Raw genomic sequence first — 26,803 nt, forward strand, 5'->3', positions numbered from 1 at the left:
GACCACCCACTTGAAAGCTCGGCCCATGCCGGAGATCGACGACACGCCCGCGGGGCGTGACGGGCGGTCCCCCCGCTTCTTTGAAGCGGCCGCTGACGCGCCCCTCTATGGTGCGCTGGATCTGGGGACCAACAATTGCCGGCTGCTGATTGCGCGCCCGGCCCGCGACGGCTTTCGGGTCGTCGATTCCTTCAGCCGCATCGTCAGGCTGGGCGAGGGCTTGACCCGGACCGGCCGGCTGGACGACGGCGCGATGGACCGCGCCTATGAGGCTCTGGGTCTGTGTGCCGAGCGCGTGGCCAAGCGTGGGGTGACCTCGGCCCGGTTGAGCGCCGTTGCCACTCAAGCCTGTCGCCAGGCCGAGAACGGGGCCGAGTTCGTCGACCGGGTGAAACGCGGCACGGGACTGACGCTGCGAATCATTGACCCGGTGGAAGAGGCTCGGCTGGCCGTCGAAGGGTGTCGCAATCTATTCGACCCGAACGCACGGGCCATCCTCGTCATCGACGTGGGTGGAGGCTCGACCGAACTGTCCTGGCTGCGTCGCAGCGAGCGGGGCCTGGAGACGGTGGGCTGGCTGTCGGCACCCATCGGCGTCGTGACCCTGGCCGAACGGCATCCCGAGCCGACCGACAATCTCGACGCCTGGTACGAAGCCATGGTGGCCGACATGGCAGAGGCGATCGCGGATGGGCCCGTCGATCCGGATCTGAGGGCCGAGTTCGACGCCGGGCGGGCCCATCTGGTCGGAACGTCCGGAGCTATCACCAGCCTGGCTGGCATCCACCTTCGATTGGCGCGCTATCAGAGGGACCGGATCGACGGCTTGTGGATGAAGCGGGCTGACTGCGAAGCGGCGGCCGACAGGTTGCTGGCCCTGGGTCCGGCCGGTCGGGCGGCGGAAGCCTGCATCGGACCGGAGCGCGCCGACCTTGTCCTGGCCGGAGCCGCCATCCTGGAGGCGGTGCAGCGTGCGTGGCCTTGCGATCGCGTCCGCGTCGCCGATCGTGGCCTGCGTGAGGGGCTGCTGTTGCAAAGGATGCGCGAAGATCGTCGCAACCCGCGCTCCAGGCGCCGCAGGCGGGGCCGGTCCTAGGCCACAGGTGCAGCCGCTGTCACCTGTACGGGCAGCGGGATGTCGCAGATGGAAAAGTCCGCGCCGCGAGCTGCCCGGACCTGTTCGGCCAGCAGGCGGAACGGCTCGGATCCCGGGTTGAGAATCTGCACGATCGGCCGCTCGGCCTCGGGCAAGTCGGCGGCCACGCGGACACGGATCATGCGATCGCGCTCGCCCGCAACCATGCCGCTGGCGTCCTCGCCCGTCTTGAGGCTGCGAACGACATCCAGGCCGGACACCACCGTGCCCCAGACAGTGTAGCGCTTGTCCAGCGACGGATAGGGCTGGCGCATCAGGAAGAACTGGCTGTTGGCCGTGTCGTTGCCCTCATCGCGCGCCATGCCCGCGACGCCGGGGCAATAGAGAGCCCAGCCGTGGACCCTGCCGTCTCCCGTCATCGACATCAGGGCGTCGGGCTGGGTCTGGACCGGGAGGGAGCCCACGAAGCCGATCACTGCGCCTGCGGGGGCGGCGACGGGGGCGAAGGGCAGCTCGGGGCCCCGACGGAAGGTGAACTCGGCCTTCAGGTCCGGATAGGCGCTCTGCCCATCGCCATTGCCCAGCGGATCGCCGGTCTGAGCCATGAAATAGTCGATGACCCGGTGCCAGGTCAGGCCGTCATAGAAGCCCATCCGCGAAAGCAGGCGGATCCGCTCGACGTGCAAGGGCGCCACCAGCGGTGCCAGTTCGACCAGGATGCGGCCCTTGGTCGTGTCGATGACCAGCAGGTCTTCCGGGAGAACCTGCCGCCAGTCGGGTGAGCGAACACCCTGGGCGGGCGGAGCGGGAGGCGGAGGCGGAACCGCCGCATCGGCCGCCGGCGGAACATAGCCGACTTCGGTCTGGGCCAGGGCCGGACCCGCGAGCCCCAGAGCCATAGTCAGCCCTGCCATTGTCGCCAGATTTCGGACCATACGCCCCTCCCCCATGCCTTGTTTCAGGCGCTTCAGTTGACGACCTCAGCAGGCAGGCGGATGTCGCAGACGGTGAAGCGGTTGCCGCGCGCGGCGCGTGTCGATTCGACCAGGGCGATAAAGCCGGGACCGCGGGTATCCATGACACGGACCACCGGGCGCGCGTCCTCAGGCATGGCCGCAGCCGTGCGAGCCTGCACGATGATATCGGGATCCTGCGTCACCGCGCCGTCGGCGGCATCCGGTCCCTGCTTCAGCGACTGAACCACCTCGCGCCCGACCAGGATGGATCCGAACACCGTGTAACCGCCGTTCAGGGCCGCGTTCTCGCCCATCATCAGGAAGAACTGGCTGTTGGCGCTGTTCGGGTCGCTGGAGCGGGCCATGCCCGCCACGCCGGCGCAGAACAGGGTCTGGGCCTCCACCTTCATGTCGGCGGTCACCATCATCTGGGCATCGGGCTGGGTGGTCACCGGAACTGCGCCGACCAGGCCGCGCAGAGCCGTGCCGCCGCTGTTCGGAACGGGCACAAAGGCGGTATCGCGTCCACGCCGGAACGCCGCCTCCAGGCCGATGTCCGGCAGGTCGCTGCTGCCCAGCCCCGTTCCCAGAGGATCGCCCGTCTGGGCCATGAAGCCGCCGATGACGCGGTGAAATTTCAAGCCGTCATAGAAGCCCTGATCGGCCAGGGTCCGGATCCGGACGACATGGTTGGGGGCCACCCGCGGCTCCAGCTCCACCAGAATTCGGCCCTTGGACGTGTCGATGACCAGCAGGTTCTCGGGGGCCACGGTGCGCCAGTCGGCAGCGGTCAGCCCGGACGGCACGGGCGCTGGTGTCTGGGTCGCCGACGGTGGCACCGTCTGGGCAAGGGCGGCACTGCCCATGGCCATCACCACGGCAACAATCGCTCCACGGACACGCATCTTCATCCTCGACCCTTCACCTTGTCCCGAACCGCCTGGGCGACGGCGGGGCTGACGAAACTGTCGATCGCGCCGTCCAGACGGGCGATCTCCTTGACCAGCCGCGAGGCGATCGCCTGATGCCTCGGGTCGGCCATCAGGAACACGGTTTCTATGTCGCTGTTGAGGCGCTGGTTCATGGCGGTCATCTGGAATTCGTATTCGAAATCCGCCACGGCGCGCAGGCCCCGGACGATGACGCTGGCGTTCAGGCTTTCGGCAAAATGCATCAGCAGGCTGCTGAACGGGCGCACCTCGACCCGATCGCCAAAGCCGACCAGCTCGGCCCGAACCATCTCGACCCGCTGAGCGGTGGTGAACAGGGGGCCCTTGTCGTCATTCTGGGCCACGCCGATGACCAGGCGATCCACCAGCTTCACCGCTCGGCCGATGATATCCATGTGCCCGTTGGTCACGGGATCGAAGGTGCCGGGATAAAGCCCGATTCGCATGGCGTATCTCCCCTCGCCTTTTCCGTCATTTAGCAGTCGCAACAGAGCGGGCCTAGAGGCGATCAGACTGGCTGCGGCACGGCCGCGGACCAGGCGGCCTGCAACCGCGCAATGACGTCGGGGCTCGGCGCAAAACGGTGCTGGCCGATGGCCGTGATTGGACAGGCCGGGGTGGCACTGTTGCACAGGAAGGCCGCATCGAACCGGTCCAGATCATCGATCGACACCGGCACCGTCTCGCTCCTCATCCCGACCTCGGCAAGACCCTGGGTGATCAGGGCCTGGGTGACGCCAGGCAGCATCGGCGCCTGGGGCCAGGTCACCTGATCACCCCTGACCAAGCCGATGTTCCAGGTCGTCCCTTCAGAAATTTTTCCGTCCGGGTCGACAAACAACGCGTCATCAAAGTCGGCTTGCCGCGCCAGACGCCGGGCCCGGATCAGGCCGAAGATGGCCGTGTGCTTGATGTGCGCCTCCTCGCGCTCATAGGTGCGCACCTGGATCCGCATACTGGTGCCCAGCGGCGGCGGCGGGGGCGCGATCAGGGTCATGACCTTTGGACAGACCACCGCCTCCGGCGTCCGCGCCCAGATTTCGGGCGAGAACAGGCTGATCCTCACCCAGGCGTCGCGCCTTTCGCCCAGAGCAGACCGGACCAGTCGGCGCAGTCGTTCCTGGCCGACCGGCTCGCCGAACAGATCGACCGCGTGACCGTCCAGCCGTTTCAGATGGAGATCGAGACCGCGGACACCGCCGTCCTCCACCCTGAACGAGGTATAGGCCCCGTAGTTGACCAGGGCGAGGTAATGCAGGTCACCCTCAGTGGGGGACAGGCCGTCGATGAGGATGTCGCTCACGCTTCCTGTCCCGCCGGGCGAGGATCAATCCTCGCCGCCCTCATCTGCCCCGTCTTCCGTATTCGCCACCTCGGCCAGACGCTCGACCGAGACGACGCGTTCGCCCTCGGCGGTGCGGAAGATGGTGACGCCCTGGCTGGAGCGGCCGACCACGCGGACCTGGCTGACCCGCGTGCGGATCATCTGGCCGCTGGTCGTGACCATCAGCAGTTCGTCCGTCTCGTCCACCGGGAAGGCGGCGGCCAGTCGGGTGCCGGCGCGCCCGCCCAGACCGTGGGCGGTCAGCCCCTGTCCGCCTCGACCGGTGCGACGATATTCATAGGCCGAGGATCGCTTGCCAAAGCCGGTGTCGGTCACGGTCAGAATGAACTGCTCCGCTGCGCCCAGGGCCGCGATCCGTTCCGGCGAGATCGGAGCGTCGCCGGATGCGGTTTCGCCCTCGTCCTCCGACTCGGTCGTCGGTGTGTCATCGTCAGCCTCGCCTGAGGCGGCCTTGCGCATGGCATTGGCGTGTTTGACGTAGGCAGCCCGCTCGTCGGGGGTAGCATCGACCCGGGCCAGCACGGCCATGGAGATGACCTCGTCGCCGGTCTGCAGGCGCACGCCGCGCACGCCCGTGGAATCCCGGCCCTTGAACACCCGCACATCGTCCGCCTTGAAGCGGATCGCGCGACCCATGGCGGTCGTCAGCAGGATGTCGTCTTCGGCCGTGCACAGGGCGACACCGACCATATGGTCGCCCTCTTCCAGCTTCATGGCGATCTTGCCTGCGCGGTTCACGGTCGCGAAATCGCTGAGCTTGTTGCGGCGCACGTCACCCGAGCGGGTGGCGAACATGATGTCATAGTTGTCCCAATCCGCCTCGTCTTCGGGCAGCGGCAGGACATTCATGATGCTGTCGCCCGGCTCGATCGGCAGCAGATTGACGAAGGCCTTGCCGCGCGAGGTCGGCGCGCCCAGCGGCAGGCGCCACACCTTGAGCTTATAGGCCTTGCCGTTGGTGGCGAAGAACAGGACCGGCGCATGGGTCGAGGCGGAGAACACGCCGACGATGGCGTCCTCGTCCTTCATCGTCATGCCGGACTTGCCCTTGCCGCCGCGATGCTGGGTCCGATAGGCGCCCAGGGCCACGCGTTTGACGTATCCGCCGTGGGTGACGGTCACGACCATGTCCTCGCGCGGGATCAGGTCCTCGTCCTCCATCTCGGCGTCGCCCTCGCCGATCAGGGTCCGCCGCGGCACCGCAAACTGATCCTTCACCGCCACCAGGTCCTCGCGGATGATGGCCAGGATGTTGGCGCGGTCCGACAGAATGGTCAGATGCCCCTGGATCGTCTCGGCCAGGCCGCGCGCCTCGGAGAAGATGTCGTCGCGCCCCAGGCCGGTCAGGCGGCTGAGCGTCAGGCCCAGGATGGCGCGGGCCTGCTCGTCGGTCAGGTTCAGCTTGTCGCCATCGATCAGCATGGAGCGCGGATCGGCGATCAGCTCGACCAGGGCGATCATGTCGGCGACAGGCCAGGCCTTGGCCTGCAACCGCTCGCGCGCCTCCGCCGGATCGGCCGAGGAGCGGATGATGTGGATGACCTCGTCGATATTGGCGACGGCCACGGCCAGACCGACCAGGACGTGGCCGCGGTCGCGGGCCTTGGCCAGCTCGAATTTGACGCGGCGGACCACCACTTCTTCGCGGAAGTCCAGGAAGACCTCGAGCAGCCGGCGCAGGCCCATCTGTTCCGGCCGGCCGTGGTTCAGGGCCAGCATATTGACGCCGAACGAAGACTGCAGGGCAGAATAGCGCCAGAGCTGATTCAGGATGACATCGCCCGAAGCCTCGCGCTTCAGCTCGATGACGATCCGCATGCCCTGACGATCGGACTCGTCGCGAACATCGGAAATGCCCTCGATCCGCTTTTCGCGGACCATTTCGGCGATGCGCTCGATCAAGGTCTGTTTGTTGACCTGGAACGGCAGCTCAGTGACCACGATCGCCTCGCGGTCCTTGCGGATTTCCTCAACCGTGGCCCGGCCGCGCACGATGACGGAGCCCCGTCCTTCGCGCAGGGCGTTGCGCGGGGCGGTGCGGCCCATGATTTCCCCGCCCGTGGGGAAGTCGGGCCCGGGCACGATGTCCAGCAGGGCTTCGTCGCCGATCTCGGGATCGTCCAGCAGGGCGACCGCCGCATCAATGATCTCACCCAGGTTATGCGGCGGGATGTTGGTGGCCATGCCGACGGCGATGCCGCCAGCCCCATTGACCAGCAGGTTCGGAATCCGCGCCGGCAGGACGACCGGCTCCAGCTCCTTTTCGTCGTAGTTCGGCTGGAAATCGACGGTGTTCTTGTCGATGTCGGCCAGCAGGGCGACCGCCGCCGGGGCCATCCGGGCCTCGGTATATCGCATGGAGGCGGGCATATCGCCGTCGACCGAGCCGAAATTGCCCTGGCCGTCGACCAGCATCAGCCCCATCGAGAAGGGCTGGGCCATACGGACCAGAGCCATATAGACCGAGGCGTCGCCGTGCGGGTGGAACCGGCCCAGAACGTCACCGACGACGCGCGCACATTTCGAATAGGCACGGTCCGGCGTCATGTTCAGGTCGTGCATCGAATACAGGATGCGGCGGTGGACCGGCTTCAGACCATCGCGGGCATCGGGCAGGGCCCGCGATACGATCACGCTCATCGCATAATCGAGATAGGAGCGGCGCAGCTCGTCCTCGATCGTGATGTTGGAAATGTCAGCGTTCGCCGGTGCGGCGTTTTCGGGGGTGTCGTCGGTCAAGGATTTTGGGCTTTAATCGGCCGGAATCGGAACGTGATCCGCTGTCTGGTTTTCTAGCACTCACGGCCTGTCGTGGCAAAGACGCCCAAGGCCCTCCAGTCCTCCGTGAAAGGTAGATTTCATGCGTGCTCTTCTGACCGCCACCGCCCTGTTTATGACCGCTGGCTGCGCCATGGCCCAGACGCCGCCCGCCGCGACCGCGCCGGCCCCCGAGCCGGTCGGCATGGCCACCTTGCGGCTTGCAGACGGAACCGAGGCCGGCACCGTCAAGGCCTTCCACGGACCGCAGGGCATCCTGTTCCGCGTCGAGGGCCAGGGCTGGCCCCAGGGCTGGCATGGAGTGCACCTGCATGCCGTGGGTCAGTGCGAGGGCCCCGGCTTCACATCGGCCGGGGCGCATGTGAACCATCCGACCGAGGCGCGGCCTCACGGCCTGCTGAACCAGCAGGGCGGGCCGGATCTGGGCGATCTCCAGAATGTCTATGCCGGGGCGGACGGCACGGCCATGGCCGAGGTCTATCTGCCCGTCAGCGGCCACGCTGGCCATAATCTGATGGATGCGGACGGCGTCGCCTTTCTGGTGCACGCCAACCCGGACGACCACATCAGCCAGCCGATCGGCGGAGCCGGGGCGCGGATCGCCTGCGGCGTGTTCAGCGCCACCGCCGACTGACGCTGCTCAGTCAGGACCGGGCTTCAGGGTCCCGTCCAGGAAGGCGATGACGCGGGGCCAGGCGTCCAGCCGAGCCTCGGCATTGGCCTGGGGCGTGCCGCCGCTGCGGGGGTCGGCGCGAGGGTCGCCGTCTCCGCCAATCAGGTCGTGACCGGCCTCGGGATAGATCAGCGCCTCGGTGGCCAGACCGGCCGCCTCGCGGGCCGTGACGATATTGCGGGCTTGGCGGGCGGAGTTCCACTGGGCGTCCCGCTCGCCGGCGATCAGCATCAGGGCCCCCGGATAGGCTTCGACCGGAATACGGGCCGTGGCTTCGCGATCGGGATGGTCGGCGCGGCCGTTCTCGTGGATGGCGCGCAGGTCCGCGTTACGCGGCCCGGCGAGAAGGCCTTCTACGAAGCCGCGATAGGGCATGAAGGGCAAGGCCTGTCCGTCGAACGAGAAGGACGACCGCATGCCCTCGGCCTCGATCATCTCCAGACCCCAGCCCTCCCAGACCAGGTCGGAGGGGGTATAGGCGACGACGGCGTCGATCCAGTCATAGCGGCTGGCGGCGATCAGCGCGAACTCCGCCCCCTTGGACCCGCCGAAAAGGCCGAAGCGCTCGACATCCACGCCGTCCATGCCGCTCAGGGCTTCGCGCAGTTCGCCTATCTGATCCACCCGGATATCGATGAAACTGCCGGGCAGGTCCGGGAACTGGGGCGGTGGTCCATATTCACCCCAGTCTGGAGAGTAGTAAGGCAGGCTGACGGCGGCATAGCCCAGGTCCGCCAAGATCGGCCCGAACCGGCGGCCGCCCTGATCGCCGCCGTCGGCACCCGCCAGGATCACAAGCACCGGTCGGGGGGTATCGCCGGGCAGGGCGTAGACGACGGCATGGGGAAAGCCCGGTACCGGACTTTCGGTGATCTGGGCCCGGGCCCCTGCGCTTGCGAAAACGGCGGCGCAAAGCGTGGCGATGGCGAGCGTGAGGCGACTGAAGGGAAGGGTCATCGAAACCATCTCGAAGCGGTCCTAGCGAACCTGTCAGTCTTCTAGTCGCCACGGACGACGGCAATGGATGCACCTCGGTGCCGGCCATCAGCCCTTGGCGGCGCCCGCTCGCAGGCCCCGCTCGGCCAGGGCGACGACAGCGACCCCACCGATGGTCAGGGCCGCTCCGGTCAGGATCTGGATCGTCAGCACGTCACCCAGGAACAGGCCGCCGATCACGATCGAAACCACGGGTGTCGCCAGAAGATAGGGCGTCACCCGTCCAGCCTCGCGCTTCTGAACCAGCCAGAAGACCAGACTGGTGGCCACCACCGAAGAGGCGATGCCCCCGAACAGCACGGCGGCCCAGGCGATCGGCGGGGCGGCGGCGACAGACTGCCACTGATCGTGCTCGACCATGGCCGAGGCAAAGCCAAGGCCTGGCAGGGTGACCATGGCGAGCAGACCCTGCATCTTCAACGGCGGGATGGAGGTCGTGCGGCGTGCGATGACGGTGGTCAGGGCCCAGGCGGCAGAGGCGGCCACCCCGACGAGAATGGCCCCCCAGTCCTCCAGAGCATGGGGGTCGGCGGACATCCAGGCCACGCCCAGGAAGGCGATTCCCATCCCGATCAAGGCCGGGCGACTGAGGCGTTCGCCCAGCAGCAGGAAGGCGAACAGGGCTGTGAACGGAATCCACAGCTGGGCCGCCACCGAGACCGGGCTGACGTCCTTGGCCAGCCAGAAGGCCGTATAGATCAGCCCATAGTGCAATGGCCCGCCAACCAGGGTGATGATGGCCAGGCTTTTCAGGTTCGGAAACGGCGGTCGAATGAAGACGGCCAGGCAGAGGGCCGTGATGCCGAACCGCATCGAACCGGTCAGCAGGGGCGGCAGATGCTCGGTCGCCACCTTGGCCGCGGCATTGTTGACGCCCCAGATGATGGCGACGGCGGCCAGCGCCCCGATCTCGATCAGGGTCAGCGGACTGTGGGGCTTGTCAGGGGTCACGGGCACCGGGGCCTCATGCCACAGGCTGGCCGAGCATGCGCCTCAAGAGTGGTGTCCGGGTGTTTCCGTCCGACCGCTCAGTCCGCCAGACGGCGCTGGATGCGGTGCAGGGACGGCATGCCCTCGACATTGGTGTAGATCAGGTCGCCCGCGCGGACCGGGCCGTCGTCGGCCTCGGCGATCCGGCACTGGCCCAGCTGGAACGGCTGGCCGTCGCGCAGCATCAGCATGACGCCCGTATCCAGCCACTGGATGACATAGTCGACGCCATCCTGGGCATCGGTGCGGTCCAGCGTGGCCTCGATCTCGGCGCGATTGGCTCGGTCACGGGTCGAGGCCACATAGTGGACGCTGCCATCAGCCTTGAACCGCATCCACTCATAGGGTGCCCGCTCATAAAAGGCCTGGACGCCCGGCTCGTCGGCCCGAACCGACACCAGGCTCCAGGTTCCAACGACATTGACGGCATCGCAGGGCTGGGCCGAGGCTACCCCGGCGCCGGCGACGACAGCCGACGCCGCCAGTGTCGCGATGACTGAGCGCATCGGTTCGCCTTAGAAGGGGATGTCGTCGTTCAGGTCGTAGCTTTCCTTGGGACCGCTGGGCTTGTTGGCCCCGCCGGTCGAGAAGCCCGAGGAATAGTCGTCGTCATTTCCGCGGCCGCCGCCATAGCCGCCGCCCTGCGATCCGCCGCCGCCGCCGTCACGGCCGCCCAGCATGGTCAGCTCACCCTTGAACTTGCCCACCACGACCTCGGTCGAATATTTCTCGACGCCGTCCTTGTCGGTCCACTTGCGGGTCTGAAGCGCGCCTTCGATATAGACGGTCGAGCCCTTTTTCACATAGTTTTCAACGACCTTGACGATGTTGTCGTTGAAGATCACGACCCGGTGCCACTCGGTCTTTTCCTTGCGCTCGCCCGAGGACTTGTCGCGCCAGGTCTCGGACGTGGCGATCGACAGATTGGCGATCCGGTCGCCGTTCGGCATGGACCGGATTTCGGGGTCGCGGCCCAGATTGCCGACCAGAATGACCTTGTTGACGCTGCCAGCCATGCCGGGCTCCCTCGTTTGTTTTGGCCTACCGCGCTTCGCGCTGCTTGAGGCCGGTTTGTTGGGGCCTACCGCGCTTCGCGCGACTTGAGGCCGGTTGGTTGAGGCCTATCGCGCTACGCGCTGCTTGAGGCCGATTGATGATGCCGCGGCCGCTTGCCCGCTGCCGTTGACGCATGCCCTAAACAACTGAGCGGCGGAGACGAGACCGATCTGACAGCCTGAGCAAATCCCGGTGGATAAGCGTCAGATGTTCCACCTTTGTTCACATTTCGTCAAGGGGTGGTCGGAGCGTCATCGGGCGGAGCCGCGACGGCGATGGGAGCACCGGTTTCGTCCCGCACGATCGCGCCGGGCACAGCCAGACGCCCGTCGCCGGTGCGGGCCATGGAGAAGAACCGCCCGCCGTCGAGGGTTCGCGACACCGAAATGCCCGTGGCGTCAATGAAGATGAACTGGCCGTTGTAGGCCCCCATGATCTCGCGCCGGTTGCCACCCAGACGCAGGAAGCCGACCCGCATCTTTTCCAGCTCAGCGAAACAGGTCTCCAGCTGCGGCAGGTCGCGTCCGACGACGTTGTAGCGCAGGCCGTCCTCCCCTTCCGGATCGGGGACGACGTAATAGCAGACCCCCTCGTCGAAGGGCGGCTTGACCGCATTGGTACAGGCGGACAGGACCAGGGTCGCAAGGGCAGTCAGGGCCGCAGCCCCCAGGAAGGTTGCGCGCATCATCCGACCTCCGGAATGGCGCAGGAGCGGTTCTGTTCGACCAGGGTGCGGAAGCGGCTGTTGTCGTTGGACTGCTCCACCCGGCCCGGCACCAGACGCAGAGTCAGGTCGTTCCAGCGGCCGTACTGGGCATCACCGGGGCGTACGCAGGTCCCGGCATACAGGGCCTGAACGCAGGCATTCAGGCTCATGCTGTTGGAAACCGAGCGCCATTCCGACCCGGTATAGCGCTGGCAGAAGCCGCCGGTCGCGGCGGGCTGGGGCGCGGGCTGGCCGGTCGTCGGCTCATCGGTCACCACAGGCGGGACGACTTCGGCCAGGTCCGTGGGTGGCAGGGCCGGCGGCGGGGCCAGTGAGGCGGTCGGGGCGGCGGTCAGGCTGCCGGAAGCATCGAAGCCGACGTCCAGGGCATCAGTGGCCAGGCCGTTGCGCTGGGCGCAGTCGGTCAGGGTGGCCATGCCGACGAACTGTCCGTTGACGAAACAGCGCAGTTCGCGCGTCGGCTCCAGCGACTGAGCCTCGGCCAGATCGACGGTCAAACCGCCCTTGGACGCAGGCGGCGCCTCGGTCGGCTGTTCGCGGCCTGCGCCGAAGATCAGGGCCAGGACCACGGCAGCCACAACGGCCAGTCCGGCGCCGATGGCGATGATCATACGGTTATCGGGTGGGGTCGCCATCAGAGGTCTCGCGGAGGCTGAGGCGATCCAATAACCCTGCCAAGGGTGACGGCGTCAACCGCCAACCGCCCCGGCGACGCCCTAACCGCCCAGACGCGCCAGGGCCGCCTGATAGTTGGCCAGCTGTGCCGTCAGATAGGCCGGAGCCTGTCCGGTAACGGCGGGGGTATTGGCCGTGGGAGACAGCGACCGATAGGCATCGCGTACTGCCTTCATTGCCGCCTGAAGCCGCTCGCCGGTCGCCTTCTGGGCTTCGGGCGTGGACAGGCTGAGCGTCTTGGGAAGGTCGAGGCCAAAGGTCTTGATCTCGCCGGTACCGCCGGTTGCGCCGATAAATCCTGCGGACAGACCCAGACCCGCCAGGGCATCGCGGCCCGGCTCGCCCGCGCTGATGACCGCTCCGACCTTGCCGTCGCGGGCGGTGATGGTCAGCCGATGCAGCCCGGCCTGAAGAGCGTTCTGGCCGCGCGTGCCCTCGGCCTTGTCGGCGCTCTCGGCGGCGACGGTGACCTTGAGCCGGGTGTTGGAGGCCTGCTCGATCTTGCGGGCCAGGGTCTGGAGCGTATCGCGCGCCTCGATCGTCACAGCCACCTGACGGCCACCGTTGGCGGGCGAGACATAGAAGCGGTCGCCGGGCCGCAGGGCCGTGGCGTCGATCAATCGCTTGGACGCGGTCTGGTCGATCTCTCCGGTCGGCAGGCCCAGACGGTCCAGCACACTGGCCCCGCCCGAGGCGATGGCCAGGGTCAGGGGCGCGGCCTTGTCCCCTGCCCCCGCCCACTGGCGGTTCCATTCGACCACTCCGGTCAGGGGATCGACACGGCTGAGATAGGCAGTGGTCGGGTCGGTGGCCTTGGCATCCAGGGCGCGGTTCTCCGTGCCCGTGATCCAGACCTTGCCGTCGTGCAGCTTGATATCGGCCGCCGTGTCGTCGCCCGCAGTCCCGACATAGGTCAGACGGTCGTCAGCAGAGGCGGTCAGATCGCTGCCCAGCACGGCGATGAAGGCATCCGTGCCGCCGGAATGGGCGGTGTTGATGGTGCCAATATCCAGCGCGTCGTTGCGGGTGGTGCCGGTCAGGATGACCTTGCCGTCCGACACAGCCAGGCCGGCGATGTCGCCGCCCGCCACGCCCAGGTCGCGGCTGGAAGCCAGGGACGGCTTGCCCGCCGCATCGAGCGTGAAGTGGCGCACGACCAGACGGCCCGCTTCGACGCCCGCCGTATAGAGGTTGGAACCGTCGATGGCCGTGGCCTGGACATCGTCATCGCTGCCGCTGCCGAACTGATCGACGCCGACGGACGTCACCGTATAAGCGGCCCCAGGATAGGGTTGGCTGGCCTTGAAAGCCTGGACATAGCCATCCCAGCCGCCGGCCGACGAAGCACCCGTCATGGCCGACTTCGCCCGCCCGCCGACATAGACCAGGCCATCGGCCCCAAAGCTGACCGAGGTCGCCTCGTCGGCTGCCCGTGCGCCCCGGCTCTGTGTCCACAGTTCCTCGCCCGCCGCATCGAAGACGGTGACGAAACTGTCCGACAAGGCGGGATCGACGACGGACTGGCCCGGGATCAGCGCGCCTGTCACCGAACCGGCGACGGCCACGCGCCCATCGGCATCGACGGCGATGGCGTGACCAGAGGCGCTGGAGGCCGCCCCCAGGGCGCGGGTCGCGACGACACGTCCCGTGCTGTCGAGCTTGAGCAGGGCGACATCCTGCTGGCCCTTGATCGGCTGGTCCCCGGTCCCGGCCTTCATGTCGGCGACCAGCCACAGGGTGCCGTCCGGGCCGGTGGCGCTGGCGCGGATGGTCTCGACGCCCTCGGGCAGGGCGGTCTGGCTGGCGCGACCCTCGACCCAATGGCTCTCGCCCAGGCGAGCGACGGCGTCGGGGGGTGTGCCGCCCTGATCGGTCTGGAACTTCAGCAGCTGCTCCGCACCGGTTCCGGTCGCCTGGGCCACATAGACGGCGTCGGCCGACTGGCTTGCCGTGAAGGATACGGTCTCGGTCGAGACCCCCCGGATGGCCAGGGCCCAGCGGTCGGGCCCGTTGGGCAGGGTCACGGTCTTGCCCGCCACGGTCAGGGTCTTGGGTTCTGACTTCAGCTGCTCGCGGCCGATGCGGGTATCCAACCCTGCGGCATCCAGCTTCTCATTGATGAAGGATGTGACAGTGCCGAGGGTTCGGGGCGTTGTGCCCATGTCGTCCAGGTCGATGGGGACAGTCGTCTTCCCCAAAGTTCCGCGTTTGATCGTGATGTCGAAGCGAACCTCTCCGGCGAAGGCTGCGACCTCGCTGTCGGCCGATCCCTCGTGGATAGGGCCGGTGATGGAGATGGCGCTGTCTCGCTGAACGGCAGCCGTGGTCTTGCTGGTCGAGGACGATATCCCCTGGACGACGCGCACATCCTCCAGCCGGGCGGAGGCCACATAGGTTCCGACCTCGGCCAGGCCGGCTGCAAAGCGCTTGGCCAGCAGCGCCTGTTCGGCCGCACCGACCCCCTTCGTGGCGGCCCGGTTTGAAACGGCATTCAGGGCTTCAAGCCCCTGATAGAGGGCGAACAGCTTCTTGTAGTCGGCAGACGCCGCGTTGAGGTCGACCCGCGCCGCCCCTTCGTCGATGAAGCGACGCCCCCCGAGGGCCGCGCGGACCAGGGCATCGGCCTTCGGTGCCTGGGCCTGGGCGCTCGCATCCCACGGCGGGGTCGGCTGACGGCGCGTGGCAGCACTCAGGGCAGAGCCGGCCGACGACGATGTGAACGTCGAAGTGCCGCCGTACAGACCCAGAAGATAGCCGTTGTCGATCACGATATGCTCCGCCCGTCCATCATGGCCGATCGGGCGTAACGAGGGCTTAACGTCCGCTCGCGGAACGCAGTGCGGCGGAAATCGTTAATGGGCCGGAACCCTTGGAGCGCCGCCATGCAGATCTTGAGCCGGACCCTGACCGCGATCCTAGCGATGTATGGCCTGGGGCCGCGCGCGACGCCGCGTCGGCGGCCGCCGATCCAGCTGGGCCGGATGGGCAGCCGCATCAGCTGAGGGCCCGTTAGCCCTGGAACAGTGACAGGATGATCTGCGGAGCCTGGTTGGCGATCGACAGCGACTGAGCCCCCAGCTGCTGCTGGACCTGCAGAGCCTGCAGCCGCGCGCTTTCCTTGGCCAGATCGGCGTCCACCAGATTGCCGATGCCCGATTCCAGCGTGTCCATCAGCTTGGTGACGAAGGTGTTGTGAGCCTCGATCTGCTTGGCCTGAGACCCGATCTCGCCGAGGGCCTGGTTCAGCTGAGTGATCGAGTCGTCCAGCTTGGCCAGGGCCAGGTCCGCACCGGTGGCCGTCAGCAGGCTGTCGCTGAGCGACAGTTCGATGATCGACCCGCTGAGCGACAGATCCTTGGACGACAGCGTGATCGAGGACGAGGCGTCGGCATTGGCCAGGAACTGGATGCCCGCAGTGAGCGATCCGTTCAGCAGGTTGCCGCCGTCGAAGGAGGCATTCTGAACCGCCGTTGAAATGGCGCGAAGCAGGGCCTTGAAGTCCGCGTCCAGCAGGGTGCGGGACTGGGTCTTCAGCGACTCGTCCTTGGCGGCGACCACCTTTTCCTTGAGCTGGTTCAGCAGATCCGAGACCGATTCACCGGCCGACAGCGCCACGTCTGCGATGGAGGTCGCACGGTCAAGGCTCTGTTTGACGGCCCCCAGGGCCCCCACATCGGCGCGCTGCTGCTGGGCGATGGCCCAGACGGCGGCATTGTCCTTGGCACCCTGGATCTTCAGGCCGGTGCTGACGCGGTTCTGTACGTCGCTGAGCCGGTCGTTGGTCCGGGTCAGGTTCTGCAGCGCGATGGCAGCTGCGGCATTGGTATGGACGCTGTTCGACATGGCTTTCGGCCCCCGGGAGGTTTCGGGTGCCAAGCTAGACGCTGAGTCGTATGCGTATGGTTAACGCGCGCTAACCACGCCGTTTAACGCCCGGGAGGCCTCTCCCGCGCGTTAACAAAGGTCTGAACTTCACACCGAATGGCGTGTCGGGCGGATGCCCAGGGGTCTAGAACTCGACGTCCACGGCGGACCCCGGCGTATAGTGTCCGGCGCTGAGCGCCTCGACGATCTGCTCGCGGGGCAGTTGGCGGACCACTTCACCGGTCACCCGGTCCAGGGTCTTGTAGATGAAGGAGCCGGGCCGGCTGCCTTCTTCGATCACCAGGCGATAGCGCGACAGGCGCTCCGCGTCCTGGGCCGTGCGGGATTGCGCGAAATCCCCTCCGGCGGAAGCACCGCTGGCGGGAGTGACGGGCGGGACAAGTCCTATCTTTGCATTTGGGGTCATGGCTCCTGTCGTCGGACTTTAGCCGACGCCTCTGGTGAGCGGGGCCCGGAGCGGTTGGGCGGAGCGTAAGCCCCGCCCTTCCGTTTCGATCCTTAGCGGAACAGTCCGAGCAGGATGGAGGTCGAGGAGTTGGCGATCGACAGAGCCTGCACACCCAGCTGTTGCTTGGTCTGCAGCGCCTGAAGGCGAGCGCTTTCCTTGGCCAGATCGGCGTCCACCAGGTTGCCGACACCGGCTTCCAGGGTGTCCTGGAGCTTGGTGACGAAGTTCAGGTGGGTGCCCAGCGACTTGGAGCCGGTGCCCAGACGGGCCAGCGACGCCGAGACGTTGGCGATGGAGGCGTCGATCAGGTCGAGCGCGTCACCAGCGTTGGTTTCGGTGTCGATCTCGTCAGACGAGCCCAGGGTGACGATGGAGCCCGACAGGGTCAGGTCTTCGTCCGCCACGGTGATGGTGTCACCGCTGACGTTTGACAGGGCCTTGAAGCCGGCGGTCTGAGAACCATCCAGCAGGTTGACGCCGTTGAACGCCGCGTTGTCCACGACCGTCGTGATCTGGTCACGGATGGCCTTGAAGTCTTCGTTCAGGGCGTCGCGAGCCGCGGTGTTCAGCGTCTCGTCGGTGGCCGCCAGGGCCTTTTCCTTCAGCTGCAGCAGCAGATCCGAAACGGTTTCACCGGCCGCGATGGCGACGTCGGTGGCCGATTGGCCGCGTTGCAGGCTGTCCTTGACCGCGTTCAGCGCGCCGATCTCGGACCGTTGGTTCTGGGCGATCGCCCAGACGGCACCGTTGTCCTTGGCGGACGAGACCTTCTTGCCGGTGTTGATGCGGGATTGAACCGTGGCCAGTTCACTGTTCGTGACTTGCAGGTTCTGAAGGGCGATCTGTGCGCCCACGTTCGTGTTAACGCTGTTCAGCGCCATGACGATAGTCCTTGTTTCAAGGTGTCCGACGCCGTTTTGGCTGCCGGGAGCATTTTGCTCGAACCCCTCGACGCAAGGACGGGGCCGCTGGCCGCGAATTCGGGCCAGATAGTCAACACATTGAATTGGCTGCGTTAGATCTGCTTAACCACACCCCGAACCCGGCACGAAATGCCGGGCCAGAGCGTATCGGCGGCAGAATCTGCCGGGCGGTCGGCACATTTTGCCGGGGTGCCTGCGCGAAACCCAGGCCGGACCAAGCCACAAGGTGCCAGATCGTGCCAATCAGGAGGACTTCTGCTCATCCCCCTGCCCCCCGTAGCCTCCTTGCGGGGGAAGATCAGCGCCAGCGGTCCTGCAATTCCCTCTCGGCAATCAGGGTCTGCACAGCCAGGTGCCGCGCTGCGTCACATGCGACCAGGGCAGCCCCCCGCGCCATATAGGCCGCTTCCAGATCAGCCAGGGTCGGGCGCGGAGCCAGCCGCTCCAGTCGGCAAGGGGTCGTGACCTGCTCGGGGATCGCCAGCCGCGGGGGGCTCACAGAGGCTGGGAGAGAGGCGGCACAGGCCGTCGTCATGAGCAGACAGGCGAGCGGCACGAGCGGCATCAAGCGGTTGGTGGGCATCAGGGGCACTCCGGGCCTGGGCGACGGCCGTGGCGGTGATCCGCGACACGGCCAGGGATTGTTGATGGATGGTCTCGACACGGCGGGCCTGTTCGAGCTGGCCCTCGATCTCCAGCGCGCGCGCCTTTGCGTCGCGCCGTGCCAGTTCAGCCTCCGCCCGGACGGCCTCAAGACGGCGCCGTTCCAGCCCCAGCGGGTCCCATCGAAATCCCAGTCCACGACCGACCCCGAGGACGAGAAAGAGGCTGACGATCGCAGCAGCGACCCAGACCCAGGACTTCATCGACAGGGGCAGGCTGAAAGGAAGCCGCCTCATGGATAGGCCCTCCGGTCCAGTTCGAAATGCGGACCATCACGAAGCGAGGGCCAGTCGCCGCCCCAGATGATCGGCACCTTCAGCCGAAGGGCCGCGGCCTTCATCGTCTCGGCAATGCGGGGATACAGCGGCCAGTCCCAGCGGACCTGACCCTCGATCAGGGCCGCGACATCGATGGCATGACCGGTCAGGTGCCGGGACTTCAGCGTGCGGCTGGCTCCGGCGCGGACCAAGGCCGCCTGACGCCGGGGCGAACGCAGACCCTCGGTCACCATGAAGTCGATCGGGCAATCGGCGATGGCAGCGCGAACCACGGCGACCAGATCGGGGTGGACCCCTTCCAGCCGGGCCTGGGAGCGGGCGGACAGGCGAAAACTCATCGAGCGCCTCCCGCCAGACGCAGTTTCAGATTGGCGGTCAGGGTCACCAGCTGCTGGGCCGTCGGGGCCACCAGATAGAGGATCAGGATCAGCGCCAGCAGAGCCATCAGTCCCTCGGCCAGACGCGGCAGGGTCTGGGGCGTGGCCCGGTCAACCGCCTGGCCCAGCAGCGACCACAGGCCGAAACTGGCCCCGAAGACATAGAGACGCCGCCACAGCCAGCGGCCCTCGGCCAGGGGTTCGGGGGGCTCGGGCGGCCATTCGGGTTCGGTCATCGGTCATTCTCCATGTCGTCGTCGGATCGGCTCCAGCGCCGGTCGCTGCCGGTCTCGGCCAGGCAGTCCAGGGTCGAGAGCACGTCCGGCAGATCCCAGGCCTCCAGGTCCAGGATCGGGGTGTCGTCCAGGGTGTCGGGGTGGTCGGTCATGGCGTTCACCCGACCGCGATCAGGTGGATCAGGCCGGTGCCCCCGGCCCCGCCCGCGCCGCCTGCGGTCAGGCCAGCACCGCCGCCGCCACCGCCGCCCGAGGCCGCACCGGCGCCGCCCGCATGACCGGTCGCCGATGCGGAGGCACCGCCCCCTCCGCCGCCGCCGCCTGCCCAGTGCAGGATCGGCTGGGGTGGCGCCTGGCCGACCGTTCCCGCCCCGCCGCTGCCGCCCGTGCCGCCGTTCGCCGCCAGGACCAGGGCACCGCCGGCTCCCCCTGCGCCCCCGGCATGGGCGTTGTTGGCGCTGGACAGTCCGCCGCCGCCCCCGCCACCGCCGCCGCCCTGGGGTCGATCCAGCGATCCGCCGCCCTGGGCCGTGGCGGTCAGGCTGGACGCGCCGCCCGTATTGCCATTCGACAGGCCTGTGCCGCCCAGGCCTCCGGTGCCCAAGGCCGTGGCACCGCCGCGACCGCCGCGCGCCGTCAGCAGGGGGATCGATCCCATCAGGATGCGGCTGTCCTGGCCATCGGACCCGACCGCAGCCGAAGCGCCGCCCGCCCCGCCCGCTCCGACGTCGATGGCCAGGGTGGCCCCCAGGCTTTCGGCTGGCCATTGGCCCAGGCTGATGCCGCCCGCACCGCCACCGCCACCGCCATAGCGCGCTGTGCCGGCGGCTCCCGAGCTGCCGCCTGCGCCCCCACCCCCGCCACCGACGACGATCGCTTCGACCGAACGGGCCCAGGCGGGAACGGACCAGCTGCCGTCAGCACCAAAACGCGTCACTTCGCGGCGGACGGCCCCGCGCGCGAAACTGGTCCGGCCCGTCGCGCGCTCGACCACCAGCGCATCGTGCCAGGTGCCGCCGTCGGCACTGACCTTGAGCCGCAGGTCGTCGTCCCCGATCAGGCCCAGTTCGGCCCGGCTGCCGTAACCACTCTGAAACAGCAGGGACAGGACATCGGCAGGTGCCTGTTTATTCAGCGTCAGCCGCAGGTCGCCATTGCCCCCGGCCTCGGTCTCCAGCGCCGTCCACAAGGCGGCGTTCAGACGGGCGACGAACGAGTTGGCTGTATCGGCGCTGGCATTCAGACCCAGTCGCTGCAGTCCCTGGACCTGGCCGAGGCGCTCGCCCAGCGGGCACCAGGCCCCCTGGTGGCGAAGGATCAGCTCGCCGACATCCTGAACGGCGACGATCGCCCCCTCCGGCACGGCAACATCGGCCCAGACACCGGATTCGAACCGAACCACACTGCCGAAGGACCGGCTCGACCAATCCCCGCCCGTTCGCCCGGCGGGAAGGATATAGAGGTCGCCGTCGGCCGGGGCGGCGGGCTGGGCGATCAGGCTGCGGCTCCTGACCGACAGCTGGACCAGAGCATCCTGGCGGCTCAGCGCCTGGTTCAGGGTGACGTGCTTCTGCATCTGGCCGGCCGCCAGATAGGGCAGTGCCAGGCGGGCGGTGCTGTCGTCGCTCATTCTGATCTCCGTCTGATGTCGGAAATCAGTGTGCGCAGGCTCGCGACCCAGGCGGGTTCAGTGACCTGAGGACAAGGTCAACGGACTGAATACTGGAAACTTCTTGGCTCTTTGACGCGCGCGCAGGCGACGGGCAGCCATCCTGTGGGGGTGCGGGGAGGTCGGATGGAAGGGCTGGGTGACCTCCCCGCGTGACGGCGTCTGGCTGTCAGGACCGTGGGGAGGCTTTCGCCATCCCCGGCGACGTCGTCACAGAAAGCTACGCGAAGCGGACGCGGGCAGATGCAGGGCTAGAGTTGCTGCATTTCGCCCTGGGCCACCACGGGACCGTCCGGGCGAGCCGCCGCTGGCGTATGGCCCGGCTGCTCCATCGACACGGCCACGGCCGTCGCCTGGCCGGCCAGGCCCGACAGCGCCCCGCTGAGGCTGTGACGAGAGGCGGCGCTGCCGTCGATGGCACCCACCAGTTGCACCCCGCCGTCCGGCTTGACCAGCCACAGGTGCGGCACGCGCGTGTCGCCCGCCATCTTGTCCGTGGGGGCCAGATAGAGCTCACCCGTGACGCTGTCATAGGCGATCGTCATGGCCGCGACACCGCCTTCGAGGGTCAGGGTCGCCACCCGCGTCACCCCGCCCTCGGGCACCGTGGGAACCACGGGTGCGGGATCGGGCCGGGCAATCATCAGCATCAGTGCCGCAACGCTGGCCGCCAGCAGGCCGGTCGAACCGACCGCCCAGCGACGCCAGAACACCAGTCGATCATTGTCGTTCGCCGCCGGAGCCGTGGCGGCCTCCAGACGGGGCCAGACGGCCGAAGACGGGGCGACGGGGGCCACGTCGGCGACGAAGTCTGCCAGCCGCGTGTTCCACGCCATGACCTCGGCGGCAAAGGCCGGATCGGACGCCTCGCGGGCGCGCGCTGCGGCCTCGTCTGCCGGACTGAGCACGCGCAGAGCCAGTTCGCCGGCCAGAATCTGGTCCGGGGTCTCGGGGCCTTCGGGATCTTGGGTCGGGTGGGTCATTGGTCGAGACAGGCTTTCAGCCGTTGCAGCCCCCTGCGTATCCAGCTCTTCATCGTGCCCAGCGGCGCGCCCTCGCGCTCGGCCAGCACGTCATACGTCACCCCTTCGAAAAATGCGGTGCGGATACACCGGGCGACCTTTTCGTCCAGCTGTTCCAGACAGCCGTTCAGGCGGCGAACGTCGTCGCCCTGCTCTGTCACCGCCGAAGGCAGAGGCCCGGCATCGGCCAGATCGATCGCCGCCTCGATCGGCGCGGCCGTCCGCATCGGCGCACCGGACCGCAGCCGGTCGATCGAGCGGTTTCGCGCGATCGTCACCAGCCAGGTGATCGGCGACGCCCGCGACGCATCGAAGGTCTCGGCCTTTCTCCAAACGGTCAGATAGGTGTCCTGCAAAACGTCCTCGGCCAGCTGGCGGTCGGACAAGATACGCAGGCACACGCCCATTAGCTTCGCCGAGGTCGATTCATAGACGGCACGAAATGCCGCACGGTCGCCCTGGCCAGTCCGGCCCAGCGCCTGGGCCAGCTCGTCTCGAGTGAGTATCGCGGTCATGCGGTGTCCGGTCTGCAGCAGCCGCGACTTGGCGGGAGACCGCCGCCGACGTCAAGAGTCCGGCCTTGCTCAATCGTGAAGATAGACGATGCGGCGCAGCTTCGGATCCGAGCGGACGGTTTCCAGATGCCGCTCATGCTCGCCCGAGGCCTTTGCATCACTGGACGAAGCCTCGACCCAATGGGTGCTCTCGATGTCCTTTTGCAGGGCCTTGGCCGCCATCAGGTGGCCAGGGAACAGGGTGTCGACGATGTCGCCCGCCAACGGAACCTCGCCGGTGACGATATCCAATCCCAGAAAGGCTGCCATTTTGGCCAGGGTGGCGGGCGAGGCGTTGGCCCGCATGGCCTGGCTCATCAGCCAGCCCCCTGCCCCGACCGAGTAAACCGTGCCGACCACCGGTATCCAGGTCAGCAGGGAATCCATGCCCAGGCCGAACGGGCCGATGCCCACGACCCGGTCCGAGAGCTTCTTCACGCCCTCGACATTGGACCAGATTTTCTCGATATCCCCGATCGTCCGTTTGGCCATGTTGCCCTCCCGCGCGGACCCTAACGCCGCAGCGAGACCAGCGTTCACCATGAAAGGCAAGGCCGCGATGCGACTTCGCAAAGTGTTCACAGCCCTGGTCGGCCTGGGCGTGCTGCTCCCTCCCCTGGTCGTGGCGGTGGCGGCCTTGAGCGGTAGCGATCACCGCTGGCCCGATATCCTGGTGCAGTTTACGGTGCCGGCCCTGGTCGCGACGGTGATGGCTGGACTGGTCCTGGTGCTGATCCGGCGGTTTCGCTGGGCGCTCGGTGCCCTTGTGGTGGCGGGATTGCTGACGGTGGCGGTCTGGCCGCAGTGGTGGCCGCAGGCGTCGCGTGTGGATCCCGACGCCGCCCGCGTTCGTCTCTACTCGGCCAATGTCTATGTCGAAAACACCGACGTGGCGCGTTTGCGGGCCTCCATTCGCGCCGCCGACCCCGACATCATCGTGTTGATCGAGGTGGGTGCCGAGATGGTGCCGCAGCTTGAGGAAATTCTGCGCGGCTATCCGCATCGCACCCGCTGGAACAGCGAGCCACGCGACGGCGGGACAGAATCCCTTTCGCTGATCGCATCGCGCTATCCGCAGACGGAAAGGCGGCCCTACATCGACCACGTCCACGCCGTTGGTGCGGTGGTGGACACACCCGTCGGACCGCTGAACGTGATCGGCGTGCATTTTACGCGACCCTGGCCGTTCCAGTACCAGTGGGGACAGATCAATCAGGCGACCGCGCTGTCGGCCTATGTCCCGACCCTGACCGGGCCGGTGGTGGTGGCAGGCGACTTCAACAGCGTCGTGAGCGGTCGGATTGGTCGGCTGATCCGTCAGGAGTCCGGCATGCGTCCTGCGACGGGATGGCCCGGCACCTGGCCCGCTGCCCTGCCCGCGCCGCTGACCTTTACCATCGATCAGGTCTGGACCACGCCGGACCTGGCGATCGCCCGACGCAGCCTGGGCCGCCGCAATGGCTCGGACCACAGGCCGGTCGTGACCGACCTCACTCTCGCGGTTCGTCCAGCAAGGCCCTGAGCCGCGCGTCGTGACCCTCGGCGGGAAAGTCGTCGGCGATCCAGCTCGCCTCGAACGCCTTCAACAGGCGTCCGGTCTCGGGACCGGCGGGGACACCCAGACGCTCCAGCGCACGGCCGCCGACTGGCAGGCGGGGCGGGGTCCAGTTCCGCGCGATGGCCAGCAGGCGGCGGGCGTCAGCCTCACGCTCCGGCGACGCCGCCCAGGCGCGAAGGATACCGTCCGCCACGGCCGCCGCCCCCTGCCGATAGACGGCGGCCCGGCCTCCACGCTCGTCCAGATCCAGCGACGGCTCGGCGCTCACAGCCGCCGCCAGCCGGTCCCGCACCGCATTGGGCATACGCAGCCGGACCGCTGCCTGACTGGCGGCCTCGGCATGCGAAGGCAGCAGGACCGACAGACGCAGGACCGCGTCATCACTGATGGAAGCCATCGCGGCGAAGCGCTCGTCCAGCCGGGCTTCAGGCAAGATGACAGCCAGCACGCCGGCCTGCGTCATGGCCTGGACGGCCGCGACCGGGCTCGACGCAGCCAGCAGCTTCAGCAACTCCTTCGACACCCGCTCGGCCGACAGGCGATCCATGCCGGATGCCAGGTCGGCGCAGGCGCTCATGGCCGCCGCATCAGGCTCGCCTCGCCCGTACCAGGCCATGAAGCGGAAAAACCGCAGGATGCGCAGATAGTCCTCGCGAATGCGGGTGTGCGGATCACCGACGAAGATAATGCGCCCAGCCAGGGCATCCTCGATCCCTTGGCCTGTGGGATCGAACACGTTGCCGTCGGCGTCGGCATAGAGGGCGTTCAGGCGAAAGTCTCGCCGGGCCGCGTCCTGGGACCAGTCGTCGGTGAAGGCAACGGTCGCATTACGGCCGTCGGTCGTGACGTCCCGGCGCAGGGTGGTGATTTCGAACCCCTTGCCGCCCGACACCGCCGTCACCGTGCCGTGGGCCAGTCCGGTCGGCACGGCCCTCAGACCCGCTTGGGCCAGGGCCGCCATGACATCCTGAGGCAACAGCGTGGTCGCGATGTCGATGTCGTCGACCGCGCAATCAATCAGGGCGTTGCGCACGCAACCGCCGACAAATCGGGCCACGCCCGGACCGCCCGCCGCCGTCAGGGCCTGCATCACGGCACGCGTTGCCGGGTCGGTCAGCCAAGGCTGGCGGTCCAGGCGCAAGCTCACGCCGCATCCTCGGCCACGGCGGCATCGGCGCGCGGCTCGTCGCCATACAGACGGTCGGCCAGCGCCCGCACGATGCCCGCCGTCACACCCCAGATATAGCGATCCTGCCACGGCACGGCCCAGAACCAGCGGCGCGCGCCTTCGTCCAGATCATAGAAGTCGCGCCGGTGGTTGACCGGATCTATCAGAAAGTCCCACGGCGTCTCGAAAACCTCGGCCACCTCGTCCGGCGAGGGGGTCAGGTCCGGCGGTGACGTCAGCCAGCCGATGACGGGGGTGACCAGAAAGCCGGTCCCGGTCTCATAGGGATCGCCCAGCCCCAGAACCTCGACCGAGGCCGGATCCAGGGCGACCTCCTCCCACGCCTCGCGCAGGGCGGCCTGGGCTGCCGTCTCGCCGGGGTCCAGCCGTCCGCCGGGAAAGGCGATCTGGCCCGTATGGCTGGCCAGGCTGTCGGAACGCCGGGTCATGACCACCGACGCCCCATCCGCCCGGGCCACGATCGCGATCAGGACGGCGGCCGGACGCAGCTGGGCCAGCGGGCGCTCCGCTTGGGGGTTCAAGTCAAAATCGGAACGAACCGCGCGGCGATCGGCCCGCCAGACCTCGACCGGCTCCAGCCGCTCCAGCAGGCGATCGCGCAAGGAGGCGTGGCTCATTCCGCCGCCGCCCCGACGGGGCCCAGCACGAAACGCGCGCCGCCCGAGCCGATGACCAGTTCGCCGTTCTCCAGCGTCGCGGCCTCGACCAGCTCATAGAAGACAGGCCGAGCGATCCGGGCCCACAGGTCGGCGCGGACATGGACGCGCGGCGCGGGCTCGGCGGTGACCGGGTCGGTCTCGACCTGGATCGGATGGTCAGGTCCAGCCAGGACGGTGTCGCCGACATCAGTGGTGAAGACCAGCCCGGCATCCGTCATCTGCACCTCGACGGCGCGGAACGGCAGGTCTTCGACCGTGATCTTCAGCTTCTCGCCCGGCGTGACGAGGTGGTAGCCGTCCGGGTCCAGCCGCAGCACGGTGGAAAACAGACGAACCATCTCCGTCCTGCCGATCGGAGAGCCCTCATGCATCCACACCCCGTCTCGTCGGATGACGATGTCGATGTCGCCGCAATGATCCGGATGCCACAGATGCACCGGCGGCAGACCGCGTCCGGGGGCCTGTTTGGCGGCGGCGGTGATCCCGGCAAGCCCGGTCGTCGAAGGCGTTGGGTCGCTCATGCCTTCTGACTTAAGCGCAGGAAGCGCATTCGTCACCTGTGGCAACCTGCTGTCTCAGGGGATCGCGACGGGACCCCGTGCCGTCTCGACACCGACACCCAGCCAAAGAACCCGCCGCCTGTCCACCGGGCCGGGCAGCACGACATCTGGGGCCGGCTTGAAGCCGAAGCGGTCGAAATAGGCCAGATCGCCGACCAGCAGTATGCCGCCCACACTGGAGGTCCGCGCATGCGCGATACAGGCCGCGACTAGATCAGCCCCGATGCCGGCCTTTCGGCTGTCCGCCGAAACGGCGATCGGGCCCAGGAACAGGGCCTGAACCTCGCCCACCACGATGGGCCACAGGCGAACCGATCCGATGACCCGGCCGGCCTCCCGCAACACGAAACCGGCAGCAGGCTTGCCCGTCGCGCGCAGACGCTCTGCGGTCTTGGCATAACGACCAGGGCCAAAGGCAGCCGAGACGACCGCCTCTACTCCGGCGGCATCCGCAGCGGTCTCGACGTCGATCGCGTCGGGCAGGTTCGTTCGGGCCGCTTGGGTCATGGCGCGGGCAGGTAGGGCCCGCCCGGTTCCAGA

At 67.8% G+C, this 26,803-nt stretch carries 31 protein-coding genes; 4 read left to right on the top strand and 27 right to left on the bottom strand.

Features of this window, described 5'->3' with window-relative positions:
* The first annotated feature begins 25 nt into the window (after positions 1 to 25).
* Positions 26 to 1,096: a Ppx/GppA phosphatase family protein gene (locus tag JIP62_RS04785; protein ID WP_201103772.1), complete on the top strand. Its 1,071-nt coding sequence runs from the start codon at positions 26 to 28 to the stop codon at positions 1,094 to 1,096.
* Here the strand turns inward: JIP62_RS04785 and JIP62_RS04790 are convergent.
* The 5 genes from JIP62_RS04790 to gyrA form a co-directional block, all read right to left on the bottom strand.
* Complete coding sequence (locus tag JIP62_RS04790; protein ID WP_201103773.1) at positions 1,093 to 2,010, bottom strand: peptidylprolyl isomerase; 918 nt, start codon at positions 2,008 to 2,010, stop codon at positions 1,093 to 1,095. The two genes, JIP62_RS04785 and JIP62_RS04790, sit on opposite strands and share 4 nt — an antisense overlap.
* 53 nt (positions 2,011 to 2,063) lie before the next feature.
* Positions 2,064 to 2,963 carry a peptidylprolyl isomerase gene (locus tag JIP62_RS04795; RefSeq protein WP_330999951.1) on the bottom strand — a complete coding sequence of 300 codons (900 nt, stop codon included), beginning with the start codon at positions 2,961 to 2,963 and terminating at the stop codon, positions 2,064 to 2,066.
* Positions 2,960 to 3,448, bottom strand: a complete 489-nt coding sequence (gene coaD, locus JIP62_RS04800; protein ID WP_201103774.1) for a pantetheine-phosphate adenylyltransferase — start codon at positions 3,446 to 3,448, stop codon at positions 2,960 to 2,962. The genes JIP62_RS04795 and coaD overlap by 4 nt, the downstream gene beginning before the upstream one ends.
* A gap of 62 nt (positions 3,449 to 3,510) precedes the next feature.
* Entirely contained in the window at positions 3,511 to 4,305 is a 795-nt protein-coding gene (locus JIP62_RS04805; protein ID WP_201103775.1) for an aminotransferase class IV, read from the bottom strand.
* Positions 4,306 to 4,329: 24 nt separating this feature from the next.
* Positions 4,330 to 7,086 (bottom strand): DNA gyrase subunit A, encoded by a 2,757-nt coding sequence (gyrA, locus tag JIP62_RS04810; protein WP_201103776.1) that lies wholly within the window; start codon positions 7,084 to 7,086, stop codon positions 4,330 to 4,332.
* Between the two features lie 121 nt (positions 7,087 to 7,207).
* Between gyrA and JIP62_RS04815 the strand changes: the two genes are divergently transcribed.
* Positions 7,208 to 7,759, top strand: coding sequence for a superoxide dismutase family protein (locus JIP62_RS04815; protein WP_201103777.1), 552 nt, complete (start codon positions 7,208 to 7,210; stop codon positions 7,757 to 7,759).
* 6 nt (positions 7,760 to 7,765) lie between these two features.
* Here the strand turns inward: JIP62_RS04815 and JIP62_RS04820 are convergent, their stop codons facing one another.
* The 11 genes from JIP62_RS04820 to JIP62_RS04870 form a co-directional block, all read right to left on the bottom strand.
* Positions 7,766 to 8,755, bottom strand: coding sequence for an acyl-CoA thioester hydrolase/BAAT C-terminal domain-containing protein (locus JIP62_RS04820; protein WP_201103778.1), 990 nt, complete (start codon positions 8,753 to 8,755; stop codon positions 7,766 to 7,768).
* Between the two features lie 87 nt (positions 8,756 to 8,842).
* Positions 8,843 to 9,751, bottom strand: a complete 909-nt coding sequence (locus JIP62_RS04825; RefSeq protein WP_201103779.1) for a DMT family transporter — start codon at positions 9,749 to 9,751, stop codon at positions 8,843 to 8,845.
* Positions 9,752 to 9,822: 71 nt separating this feature from the next.
* The gene (locus tag JIP62_RS04830) at positions 9,823 to 10,290 is read right to left on the bottom strand and encodes a hypothetical protein (protein WP_201103780.1); all 468 of its coding nucleotides are present in this window, start codon (positions 10,288 to 10,290) and stop codon (positions 9,823 to 9,825) included.
* A 9-nt stretch (positions 10,291 to 10,299) separates the two neighbouring features.
* Positions 10,300 to 10,800, bottom strand: coding sequence for a single-stranded DNA-binding protein (gene ssb / locus JIP62_RS04835; protein ID WP_201103781.1), 501 nt, complete (start codon positions 10,798 to 10,800; stop codon positions 10,300 to 10,302).
* Positions 10,801 to 11,072: 272 nt separating this feature from the next.
* Entirely contained in the window at positions 11,073 to 11,528 is a 456-nt protein-coding gene (locus tag JIP62_RS04840) for a hypothetical protein (protein ID WP_230974867.1), read from the bottom strand.
* Positions 11,525 to 12,202: a hypothetical protein gene (locus JIP62_RS04845; RefSeq protein WP_201103782.1), complete on the bottom strand. Its 678-nt coding sequence runs from the start codon at positions 12,200 to 12,202 to the stop codon at positions 11,525 to 11,527. The genes JIP62_RS04840 and JIP62_RS04845 overlap by 4 nt, the downstream gene beginning before the upstream one ends.
* Positions 12,203 to 12,283: 81 nt before the next feature.
* The gene (locus JIP62_RS04850) at positions 12,284 to 15,010 is read right to left on the bottom strand and encodes an NHL repeat-containing protein (protein WP_230974868.1); all 2,727 of its coding nucleotides are present in this window, start codon (positions 15,008 to 15,010) and stop codon (positions 12,284 to 12,286) included.
* Between the two features lie 241 nt (positions 15,011 to 15,251).
* Positions 15,252 to 16,085: a flagellin gene (locus JIP62_RS04855; RefSeq protein WP_201103783.1), complete on the bottom strand. Its 834-nt coding sequence runs from the start codon at positions 16,083 to 16,085 to the stop codon at positions 15,252 to 15,254.
* A gap of 166 nt (positions 16,086 to 16,251) precedes the next feature.
* Positions 16,252 to 16,533 carry a hypothetical protein gene (locus tag JIP62_RS04860; RefSeq protein ID WP_201104801.1) on the bottom strand — a complete coding sequence of 94 codons (282 nt, stop codon included), beginning with the start codon at positions 16,531 to 16,533 and terminating at the stop codon, positions 16,252 to 16,254.
* A 92-nt stretch (positions 16,534 to 16,625) separates the two neighbouring features.
* Complete coding sequence (locus JIP62_RS04865; protein ID WP_201103784.1) at positions 16,626 to 17,456, bottom strand: flagellin; 831 nt, start codon at positions 17,454 to 17,456, stop codon at positions 16,626 to 16,628.
* Positions 17,457 to 17,796: 340 nt separating this feature from the next.
* A complete protein-coding gene (locus tag JIP62_RS04870; protein ID WP_201104802.1) occupies positions 17,797 to 17,997 on the bottom strand; it encodes a hypothetical protein in 201 nt (66 codons plus the stop codon).
* Between the two features lie 34 nt (positions 17,998 to 18,031).
* On the opposite strand from JIP62_RS04870, the gene JIP62_RS04875 reads away from it, so the two are divergent.
* Positions 18,032 to 18,403 (top strand): hypothetical protein, encoded by a 372-nt coding sequence (locus JIP62_RS04875; RefSeq protein WP_201103785.1) that lies wholly within the window; start codon positions 18,032 to 18,034, stop codon positions 18,401 to 18,403.
* Here the strand turns inward: JIP62_RS04875 and JIP62_RS04880 are convergent.
* The 7 genes from JIP62_RS04880 to JIP62_RS04910 form a co-directional block, all read right to left on the bottom strand.
* Complete coding sequence (locus tag JIP62_RS04880) at positions 18,394 to 18,777, bottom strand: M15 family metallopeptidase (protein ID WP_201103786.1); 384 nt, start codon at positions 18,775 to 18,777, stop codon at positions 18,394 to 18,396. The genes JIP62_RS04875 and JIP62_RS04880 overlap by 10 nt on opposite strands.
* Positions 18,774 to 19,052 (bottom strand): hypothetical protein, encoded by a 279-nt coding sequence (locus JIP62_RS04885; RefSeq protein WP_201103787.1) that lies wholly within the window; start codon positions 19,050 to 19,052, stop codon positions 18,774 to 18,776. The genes JIP62_RS04880 and JIP62_RS04885 overlap by 4 nt, the downstream gene beginning before the upstream one ends.
* Positions 19,049 to 19,204, bottom strand: coding sequence for a hypothetical protein (locus JIP62_RS04890; protein ID WP_201103788.1), 156 nt, complete (start codon positions 19,202 to 19,204; stop codon positions 19,049 to 19,051). Before JIP62_RS04890 ends, JIP62_RS04885 begins: the two co-directional genes overlap by 4 nt.
* 5 nt (positions 19,205 to 19,209) lie before the next feature.
* Positions 19,210 to 20,682 (bottom strand): DUF2793 domain-containing protein, encoded by a 1,473-nt coding sequence (locus JIP62_RS15210; RefSeq protein ID WP_269145466.1) that lies wholly within the window; start codon positions 20,680 to 20,682, stop codon positions 19,210 to 19,212.
* 290 nt (positions 20,683 to 20,972) lie between these two features.
* Positions 20,973 to 21,704, bottom strand: a complete 732-nt coding sequence (locus JIP62_RS04900; protein WP_201103789.1) for an anti-sigma factor — start codon at positions 21,702 to 21,704, stop codon at positions 20,973 to 20,975.
* Positions 21,701 to 22,258 (bottom strand): sigma-70 family RNA polymerase sigma factor, encoded by a 558-nt coding sequence (locus JIP62_RS04905; protein ID WP_201103790.1) that lies wholly within the window; start codon positions 22,256 to 22,258, stop codon positions 21,701 to 21,703. The genes JIP62_RS04900 and JIP62_RS04905 overlap by 4 nt, the downstream gene beginning before the upstream one ends.
* Before the next feature lie 69 nt (positions 22,259 to 22,327).
* Positions 22,328 to 22,789, bottom strand: coding sequence for a DUF4112 domain-containing protein (locus tag JIP62_RS04910; protein ID WP_201103791.1), 462 nt, complete (start codon positions 22,787 to 22,789; stop codon positions 22,328 to 22,330).
* Positions 22,790 to 22,856: 67 nt separating this feature from the next.
* Here JIP62_RS04910 and JIP62_RS04915 point away from each other — a divergent pair, with 67 nt between their 5' ends.
* Positions 22,857 to 23,819 carry an endonuclease/exonuclease/phosphatase family protein gene (locus tag JIP62_RS04915; protein ID WP_201103792.1) on the top strand — a complete coding sequence of 321 codons (963 nt, stop codon included), beginning with the start codon at positions 22,857 to 22,859 and terminating at the stop codon, positions 23,817 to 23,819.
* Here the strand turns inward: JIP62_RS04915 and JIP62_RS04920 are convergent.
* From JIP62_RS04920 to JIP62_RS04935, 4 genes are read right to left on the bottom strand one after another with little or no spacing between them, the layout of a single operon-like run.
* Positions 23,788 to 25,002 carry a CCA tRNA nucleotidyltransferase gene (locus JIP62_RS04920; protein ID WP_201103793.1) on the bottom strand — a complete coding sequence of 405 codons (1,215 nt, stop codon included), beginning with the start codon at positions 25,000 to 25,002 and terminating at the stop codon, positions 23,788 to 23,790. The two genes, JIP62_RS04915 and JIP62_RS04920, sit on opposite strands and share 32 nt — an antisense overlap.
* The gene (locus JIP62_RS04925; RefSeq protein ID WP_201103794.1) at positions 24,999 to 25,661 is read right to left on the bottom strand and encodes a CoA pyrophosphatase; all 663 of its coding nucleotides are present in this window, start codon (positions 25,659 to 25,661) and stop codon (positions 24,999 to 25,001) included. The genes JIP62_RS04920 and JIP62_RS04925 overlap by 4 nt, the downstream gene beginning before the upstream one ends.
* Positions 25,658 to 26,224 carry a DUF1285 domain-containing protein gene (locus tag JIP62_RS04930; protein ID WP_201103795.1) on the bottom strand — a complete coding sequence of 189 codons (567 nt, stop codon included), beginning with the start codon at positions 26,222 to 26,224 and terminating at the stop codon, positions 25,658 to 25,660. Before JIP62_RS04930 ends, JIP62_RS04925 begins: the two co-directional genes overlap by 4 nt.
* A gap of 54 nt (positions 26,225 to 26,278) precedes the next feature.
* Positions 26,279 to 26,770 carry a GNAT family N-acetyltransferase gene (locus JIP62_RS04935; RefSeq protein WP_201103796.1) on the bottom strand — a complete coding sequence of 164 codons (492 nt, stop codon included), beginning with the start codon at positions 26,768 to 26,770 and terminating at the stop codon, positions 26,279 to 26,281.
* Positions 26,771 to 26,803: the final 33 nt, after the last annotated feature.

The organism is Brevundimonas vitisensis, from assembly GCF_016656965.1.
GTDB lineage: Bacteria > Pseudomonadota > Alphaproteobacteria > Caulobacterales > Caulobacteraceae > Brevundimonas > Brevundimonas vitisensis.